The sequence below is a fragment of the Agromyces sp. P1_H4 genome (genome assembly GCF_056405255.1).
The window spans coordinates 1-8,163 of record NZ_JBFUCL010000161.1; the positions used below are offsets into that span (position 1 = coordinate 1).

Here is an 8,163-nt window from a genome sequence, read left to right on the forward strand (position 1 = left end):
CGTGGTCAACGGATGCCCGCGGTACTGCCCGAACAGCCGCGGCCGCTCACGCAGCGGCTGGTTCTCGACGACGACGGCGACGTTCTCGATGCCGCGGATCCACTCGTCGGGCAGCGCGTCGAGCTCTTCGGCGACCATGCGCTCGAAGTCGTCGTCCGAGATCTCGACCATCTCCCCATTCTGCGCGCTTCGCCGGCGCGCGCGGCCTGCGCGGCGCAACCCGGTCGCACCAGGCCGCCACCCGACCTGCTGACAGCCGGCGACCCGCGGACGATGATGGTCCCCATGACGACGACGACGGCGTTGGCGGCGCAGTTGCGCGAAGACCTCCGGCACCGGCTGCGGCCGATGACGGGCCGGGACCCGAACGAACGCGCCCGCGTGGTCACGCCGCTGGAACTGCTCTACGACCTCGTCTACGTCATCGCGTTCGCGGCGGCCGCCGACGAGCTCGCGCACGCGATCATCGACGGCGAGGTCGGACCCGGCGTTGGTGCCTACGTCTTCGCGATCTTCGCCATCACGTGGGCGTGGCTGAACTTCACCTGGTTCGCGTCGGCGTACGGCAACGACGATGCGCTCTTCCGCGTCGCGACCGTCGTGCAGATGGTCGGCGTCGTCGTCCTCACGTTCGGGCTGCCGGTGAGCTTCGAGGATGCCGCGCACGGCGAGAGCCCCAACAACGGGATGCTCGTCGTGGGCTACATCATCATGCGCGTGCCGCTCATCGTGCTGTGGCTCCGAGCCGCACGCGAGGATCCAGCCCATCGGCGCACCTCCCTCGCGTACGCCGTGGTGATCGCGATCGCCCAGGTCGGATGGGCCCTCACGACGCTGCCCGGGCTCTCCTTCGGCGCCACCGTCACCTTCCTGGTCGCCGTCGCCGCGGCTGAGATGATCGCGCCCGTCGTCATCGAGCGCCGGTACGGGCGCGCGCCGTGGAACGCAGGGCACATCGCCGAGCGGTTCGGCCTGCTCACGCTCATCACCGTGGGCGAGGTCGTCGCCGCCACGGTCGCGGCAGTCGGCGTGCTCGTGAGCGAACAAGGGTGGTCGGTCGGCGCCGTCGTCATCGCCGCGTCGGGGCTGGTCATCGCGGCGGGCCTCTGGTGGGCGTATTACCTCATCCCCACACGCACGATCCTGACGCGGTGGCCCGAGCGCACCTTCGCGTGGCGCTACGCCCACCTGCCGCTCTTCGGCGCCATCGCCGCGGTCGGCGCCGGCCTCCGTGTCGCCGCAGATGGGGTCGAGCACCAGGACCTCACGCTCCTGCAGATCACACTCGCACTGGCGGTGCCGGTCGGATGCGTCGTGGTGCTCGTCTTCCTGATCTGGAGCGTGCTGCTCCGCTCCTACGACCTCACGCACATCCCGCTGTTCCTCTGCACGCTGGTTCCACTGGTGGCCGCGGTCGTCGTCGCGGTCGTGGCATCCGAGCCGGGCGCACCCATCGACTTGGAGGACGACGCCGACGTCGCCGCGCTGGTCACGGTGATCGCGCTCGTGTCGCTCTCGTGCGTGGTCGAGGTGGTCGGGCACGAGATGGTCGGCTACACCCACACGCTCCGCGCGGTCGAGCGGAACCTGCCGCGCCAGAGCAGCGAAGACGAGGACTGAAGCGACGGATGCCTCGCTGGGCGGCCGCGGCCCACGCATTGGGGGCATCGGGGAAGCATCCGCGTTCACTAGCGTGAGCGCATGCCATCCGGGTTCGCCGGCATCGCCGACGATGCCCCTGCTGCGAGTCCGCCGACGCCACCGCGCGGCTGGTATCCCGACGCAGCCGATCCGGGGCAGTGGCGGTTCTGGACAGGCAGCGTGTGGACAGCGCACCGGCACGCGCGAAACCCGGCGGATGCCGCCCAGTACGCGCCCGAGGGGTCCGCTCGCTCAGCTTCGACTCCGCTGACGAACGACCTCCGGAACCGCATCCCCGCTCAGTCGGTCATCGAGAAGCTGGTCGAGCTCGAGCGCACCGGATTTCGCGCCGAACAGCACTCCTGGCACTCCGGCGCGATCGGTGAACGATACGTGGCCGACCTGCTCGCACGGCTGGGGACGGAGTGGACGGTGCTGCACTCCGTGCCGGTAGGCGTCGACGGCAGCGACATCGATCACGTGCTGATCGGACCTCCCGGCGTGTTCACCATCAACACGAAGCACCACCCTGGTGCGCGAGTCTGGGTCGCCGGCCGCGGGCTCCGTGTCAACAATCATCCGCAGCACTACCTCTCGAACGCGGAGCACGAGGCGGCCCGCGCGGAGCGGCTGCTGTCGAAGGCGAGCGGGCTCACGGTGGAGGTGGTCGGCATCATCGTGATCGTCGGTGCCAGTGTCACGGTGAAGGCACCGCCGCACAGCGACACGGCGCAGATCGGCGTCATTCCGGCAACCGCCCTGCTGCAGACGGTTGACGTGCGTCGCGCCTACAGCGACGAACAACTGGCGAGCATCGTCGCGGCAGCCGTGCGCGCCGAGACCTGGAGCGCGCTCCCTCCACGGCATGCAGCAGACCCCGCGGCGCTGCTCGAGGAGTTCTCGCGCATCGACGCTCGGATCCGAGCCGAGGGCCGCACGACGTCGAAGCAACCTGCTCGCCGACCCCGACCTCGAGGCATCCGTGCGACGATCCTCAGACTGCTCGGAGTGGCCGCCATCGGTCTCGGTATCTGGTGGGCGCTCACCCTTGTGCCGTCGCTGGTGCAGAACGCCATTGCGTCCAGCCAAGCGAGGAGCGCCGAGCGAGCAGATCTGGCGAGTCTCACGTCGTCGGCGGAAGCCGCGGCATCCGCTCTCCACGGGATGACCGCAGGTGGACCGCAGCCGGCGACCCTGCAGATCAGCCCAGGCGACGCCCTGCTGACGACGGACACGGGCGTGTTGATCGCCGATCTCCCCGACGGCACCACGGGCACGTACGCCGTGAGCGCCGACGGGCTGTCGTACTCGCTGACCCTCGTCGCTCCGGGTTCCGGAGCCTCGGTCACCGTCACGCCTGAACTCGGGGCCGTCGCGACCGAGCAGTGAAGCGACGGATGCGGCGGCGAGGGCACCTGCCCACTCGGGCCACATCCGCTGCCTTCTCGGCGACCCGCCGTCGCTCGCTGCGCGGGCCGACCCGGGTGACGCTGGTGAGCGGGGGGACCGATGAGCTCGACTGCGGCCCACGAATTCCGTGCGGAGCCCGCTGCCCCTGCCCACCGCGCCACCGGCATCGAGGCAGCTGAGATCGCCGTGCCAGGGGCCGAATCGTCAGTCGCCGACCCGTCGGTGGCCGATCGGGCCGTCCGCGGGGCCGTGCCGAGTCGCGTGGCGCTGCCGGCGCTGCAGCGGTCGGCCGGCAACGCCGCGGTCGCGCGGCTGCTGGCGCATCCGCATCCGCACGCGCCGACGCCGACGCCGACGCCCCAGTCGGCGCAGCCGGCGTCCGCCGAAGCGGCGCCCGTGGCCGGCAACCTCGACACCGAGGCATCCGCTGCCGGCTTCGACAGCGAGACCCGGACGACCGACTCGCTGCCCGACCACACCGCGCTGCGCGGACCGGAGCAGCAACCCGACGAGCCCCCGCGGCAACGCGACGAACCGGCCCTGCAACGCGAGGAGGAGGACCCCGGCTTCTTCGCCTCGATCCGCCGTCGGCTGTCGGGCATCGGCGACGGCATCCGGTCGGGCTGGACGAGCGTGTCGAGCGGGGTCGGCGAGGTGGTCGACGGCCTGCGGGAGCGCGGCGCGGGCGCCCTCGACACGATCCGGGCGGCCGGCGCGGGAGTCGCCAACTTCGTGCGGTCGGTCGCGACGAGCCTGCCCGACTCGGCGACGGCGGCGTTCACGGCCATCCGCGGGGTGGTCCTGGCGCCGATCACCGCGATCGTCGGCGGCGCGACCCGCCTGCGCGACGCGGTGCTGCGCCTGGATGCCGACGGCCTCGCCAGCGCATGGAGCTCGATCACCGGCCTGGCGTCGGGCGCGTGGACCGCCGCGCAGGCGATGGCCGGCGCCGTCGGGCGTGCACTTTCGAGCCTGTGGGACGGCGCTGCATCCGGATTCCGCAGCGTCGTCGACTCCGCGCGGGCCGGCGCCAACGCCGTCGTCGACGGGCTGGTCGGGCTCGCGTCGACGGCCACGAGCCGGCTCGGCGCGCTGTGGTCGCGCGTCGAGGCCTTCGGCTCCGACCTGATCTCGGCCGACAGCTGGGGCGGCGCGATCGTTCGGCGCATCGGCGGCGCGTTGCTGTCGGGTGCCCAACGCGCATGGAGCACCGCGCAGGCCGGGTGGCAGCGGGCGCGGGACACGGCCGGGAGCATCGGGTCATCCATCGTCTCGGGCGCACGCGGCGCGTGGGACACCGTGTCGGGTGCGGCGAGCTCAGCATGGGACACCGCGGGCCGCGCGTGGACGCGCGTGAAGGACGGCGTCGGGGGTGCCGCCGACAAGATCACGGGCGGCGTGCGGTCGTTCGTGCAACGGGTGCGCTCGTTCTCGATCACCTCGCTCGTCGCGAAGCTGCGCAAGTACGGCCAGGCCATGACGGGCCTCGGCACCCTCGTCGCCGACCCGATGTCGACCATCGAACCCTACGCCGAGGGCATCGCGGGCAAGCTCTCGGCCGGAATGCCGGCCGCGGCATCCCATGCGGTCGCACCCCACATGCCGGCAGCGGTGCGTGGTGCGAACACGGCGCCGGCGGCATCCGCTCTGCCTGCCCCGGTGCAGCGCCAGGCGACGGATGCCTCGACCGAGGCGGTCACGCGCACCACCTCGAGCGGCGCCGAGATGTGGGCCGGGCTCGGCGCAGCCTTCACCGACAAGTGGGCCAAGCTCGACGTGAAGAAGATGGCGCTCGACGGGCTGAAGAGCCTCGTCTGGCCGTGGCCGAAGATCGGCGAGGAGCTCACCGGCATCGCCGCCGACATGTCGAAGGCGTGGGGCACCCTGTTCTCGCCGCGCAACCTCTTCGACGACCCCCTCGGGTTCTTCCACGACCTGTGGAGCGACCTGATGAAGCTGCTCGACTTCCCGCTCATCCTGTGGCGGCGGCTGAACAACATCGCACTGCTGCTGCTCGGCCCGATCACGATCGTGCTCACGGTGATCGGCTTCATCGGCGGCAGCCTGGCAGGCACCGTGCTGGGCGGCATCGCAGGTGCGCTGGCCGGGGTCGGCATCGGAGCGGCGCCGGGAGCCGGTGGCGGATTCGCCGTCGGCGGCGTCGGCGGCGCAGGGCTCGGCTTCGGCGTCGCGATGGGACTCGGCCAGGCCTTCCTCGTGTCGTTCGCCGCCGGTGAGGTGACCGCGCTCGTCAAGGTGCTCGCCGACCTGTTCACCACCCGCCAGACCCGGCAGGAGAAGGCCGACGACTACAACACCGCCGCCGACAGCGGCCTCGCACTCGGCATCACCGCGATCCTCGTGGGGCTCGGATGGATCGGCGGCCGCATCGCCGCCGCCTGCGCCTCGGTGCTGCGCGGGTTCCTGCCCGCGTCGGTGCTCGCAGTGATCGACGAGTTCGCCGCCGGGGTGCGCGCGGCACGCAAGGGCGGACTGCCCACGGAGGACCGACCGCCGCCCCCGGAGGACAAGCCCCCCGTGCCCGAGGAGAAACCGCCCGTCGTCGACCCGGTGACCCCCGACATGCGGGTTCCGGGCCCGCAGACGCTGACCGCGGCGGAGCTCGCCGAGCTGCAGGGCATCGCCAACAAGCACCAGACGAGGCTGCAGGTCACCGGCAGCCGTGGTCGCGGAATGGGCCGGGCCGTAGAGACCGACCTCCCGCCGGGTAAGGGAACCGGCACGAAGAGCGACATCGACGTGGTGATCGACGGGCAACGGGACATCGACACCCGCGGCGCACTGTCGAACGACGTGAGCGGCGCCTGCAAGGGCGTCGCCAACGTCGCGAGCTCGATCGGCGAGGCGAGCGGCCCGCACATCGACATCCTGCCGGCACCGCGCGGCGTGCCCGGCGGCGGAGAACGGCCGACCATCCCGCCCAGCGAGCGGCCGACCATCCCGCCGGGCCCGCCGAGCGATCGGCCGACCGTGCCGCCTGGGCCGCCGCGCGACTGACCGTGCCCGCTCAGCTGGCGGCGGCGGCGAGCTGCGGGTACTGCTCGAGCACCGTGCGCGACAGCGTGCTCTTGGCCCAGACGGCGGTCTCGTCGGCGAGGATCTCGTGCTCCCCCGCCTCGACGCCGTCGTACACACGACGCACGATGTCGTCGGCGCGGCCCTTCGGCACGTCGAGGTCGGCGATCATCGGGGTGTCGGTGTAGCCGAGGTGCACGCCCACGACCTGGGTGCCGCGGGGCGCCAGCTCGAGGCGCAGGGAGTTCGTGATCGACCAGAAGGCGGCCTTCGACGCGCTGTACGCGTTGCCCGCGGCGTACCAGCTGAGCGCCGAGTGGATGTCGACGAGCGCGCCGCCGCCGTTCGCGGTGAGGACCGGCGCGAACGCCTGGGCGACGGCGAGCGGTCCGAAGACGTTGGTCTCGAAGAGCGCGCGCACGTCGTCGAGGTCGGCGTCGAGCATCGTCGACGGAGCCGAGGCGCCGGCGTTGCTCACGACGACGGTGGTGTCGCCGGCGCGTGCGGCGACCGCGGCGATCGACGCGGCATCCGTGACGTCGAGCTGAAGGGGCACGACGCGCTCGTCGTTCCACTCGCGCGGGGTGCGTGCGGTCGCGTAGACCTTCGCGGCGCCGCGCTCGAGCGCCTGGTGCACGAACTCGGTGCCGAGCCCCCCGTTCGCTCCGGTGACGAGCACGACGGCTCCTTGCAGTGAAGTCATGATGTGGCCTTTCGGTGATGCCGTCGGGTGTCGCGAGGCCGCGGCATCCTGAGTTGGTATTTCCAACTTAGCATGGCGGATGACGGGCACTACCACCTTGCCGCCCCCCTTCGCTATTTCTGATTCAATTCATTCTTGAGTTTACTCAGTTTTAGACGTACGGTTGCGACCATGAACACCACGACACACTCCGGCTCCGCGCTCTCGTTCGCGACCGTGCCCACTCGCACCATCAGCGCGGCCGGCGTCGACTTCGCCTACCGCGAGCTCGGCCCCTCCACCGGCGTTCCGCTGGTCCTCCTCACGCACCTCGCCGGGACGCTCGACAACTGGGACCCGCGCGTCGTCGATGGCCTCGCCGCCGGCCGGCGCGTCATCGCCTTCGACAACCGCGGCGTCGGGGCGACCACGGGCACTCCCGCGTCCACGATCGAGGGCATGGCGCGCGACGCCGTGGCGTTCATCCGAGCGCTCGGCTTCGACCGGGTCGACCTGCTCGGGCTCTCGATGGGCGGCATGATCGCCCAGGTCCTCGCCGTCACCGACCCGGCGCTCGTGCGCAAGCTGATCCTCGCGGGCACGGGCCCCGCCGGCGGCATCGGCATCGACCGCATCACCTGGGTCTCGAACGCGGCGGTGCTCCGCGGCATCCTGACCTTCAGCGACCCGAAGGTCACGCTGTTCTTCACCCGCACCGCCAACGGCAAGCGCGCCGCGCGCGAGTTCTTGGCGCGCATCGCCGAGCGCACCGTCGATCGCGATGCGAAGATCACGACGCGGGCCTACCGCGCCCAGCTCGCCGCGGTGCACGACTGCGCGACCCGGCCCGCCGCCGACCTGTCGAAGATCACCCAGCCCGTGCTCGTCGCCAACGGCGAGCACGACGCGATGATCCCGACCGAGAACTCGGTCGACCTGAGCCGGCGCCTGCCCGACGCCGAACTCGTGCTCTACCCCGACGCCGGGCACGCCGGCATCTTCCAGTACCACCGGCAATTCGTCGCCACCGCACTCGAATTCCTGGCCCGATGAGCGCGCAGATGAGCCCGCAGACCCCCGGCACGCCCCAGACGCCCCAGACGCCGCCCACCCCGCCGGCGAGCGCGCAGACGATGACGGCCTTCGTCATCGACGCCTACGGGCAGCCGATGCACGAGGCGGAGGTCCCGAGACCGACCGTCGGCGACCACGACGTGCTCGTTCACGTGCAGGCCGCCGGCGTCAATCAACTCGACGCCGGTATCCGCGACGGCCGGTTCCGCCAGATCCTGCCGTACCGGCTGCCGCAGGTCCTCGGCAACGACCTCGCCGGCACGGTGGTGCAGGTCGGCGCGAAGGTCGACCGGTTCGCTCCGGGCGACGAGGTCTACGGG

Annotated in this window: 6 protein-coding genes; 5 read left to right on the plus strand and 1 reads right to left on the minus strand. The window is 71.7% G+C overall.

Annotated features, from left to right (window positions below):
- Window positions 1–285: 285 nt before the first annotated feature.
- The 3 genes from AC1DY2_RS11050 (at window position 286) to AC1DY2_RS11060 (ending at window position 6,069) form a co-directional block, all read left to right on the plus strand.
- Window positions 286–1,620 (plus strand): low temperature requirement protein A, encoded by a 1,335-nt coding sequence (locus tag AC1DY2_RS11050; RefSeq protein ID WP_476762475.1) that lies wholly within the window; start codon window positions 286–288, stop codon window positions 1,618–1,620.
- An 81-nt stretch (window positions 1,621–1,701) separates the two neighbouring features.
- Window positions 1,702–3,030: an NERD domain-containing protein gene (locus AC1DY2_RS11055; protein ID WP_476762476.1), complete on the plus strand. Its 1,329-nt coding sequence runs from the start codon at window positions 1,702–1,704 to the stop codon at window positions 3,028–3,030.
- Between the two features lie 120 nt (window positions 3,031–3,150).
- Window positions 3,151–6,069 carry a phage tail protein gene (locus AC1DY2_RS11060; RefSeq protein WP_476762477.1) on the plus strand — a complete coding sequence of 973 codons (2,919 nt, stop codon included), beginning with the start codon at window positions 3,151–3,153 and terminating at the stop codon, window positions 6,067–6,069.
- A gap of 10 nt (window positions 6,070–6,079) precedes the next feature.
- Here AC1DY2_RS11060 and AC1DY2_RS11065 read toward each other — a convergent pair whose 3' ends face one another.
- Window positions 6,080–6,790, minus strand: coding sequence for an SDR family oxidoreductase (locus AC1DY2_RS11065; protein WP_476762478.1), 711 nt, complete (start codon window positions 6,788–6,790; stop codon window positions 6,080–6,082).
- Window positions 6,791–6,961: 171 nt separating this feature from the next.
- Between AC1DY2_RS11065 and AC1DY2_RS11070 the strand changes: the two genes are divergently transcribed.
- A complete protein-coding gene (locus AC1DY2_RS11070; protein WP_476762479.1) occupies window positions 6,962–7,822 on the plus strand; it encodes an alpha/beta fold hydrolase in 861 nt (286 codons plus the stop codon).
- A gap of 80 nt (window positions 7,823–7,902) precedes the next feature.
- The coding region (locus AC1DY2_RS11075) for an alcohol dehydrogenase catalytic domain-containing protein (protein WP_476762480.1) at window positions 7,903–8,163 on the plus strand (261 nt) is incomplete at its 3' end.

Coding starts and splice junctions, on each gene's coding strand:
- AC1DY2_RS11070 (WP_476762479.1), top strand. CDS start 6,962: ATGAACACCACGACACACTCCGGCTCCGCGCTCTCGTTCGCGACCGTG.
- AC1DY2_RS11065 (WP_476762478.1), bottom strand. CDS start 6,790: ATGACTTCACTGCAAGGAGCCGTCGTGCTCGTCACCGGAGCGAACGGG.
- AC1DY2_RS11060 (WP_476762477.1), top strand. CDS start 3,151: ATGAGCTCGACTGCGGCCCACGAATTCCGTGCGGAGCCCGCTGCCCCT.
- AC1DY2_RS11055 (WP_476762476.1), top strand. CDS start 1,702: ATGCCATCCGGGTTCGCCGGCATCGCCGACGATGCCCCTGCTGCGAGT.
- AC1DY2_RS11050 (WP_476762475.1), top strand. CDS start 286: ATGACGACGACGACGGCGTTGGCGGCGCAGTTGCGCGAAGACCTCCGG.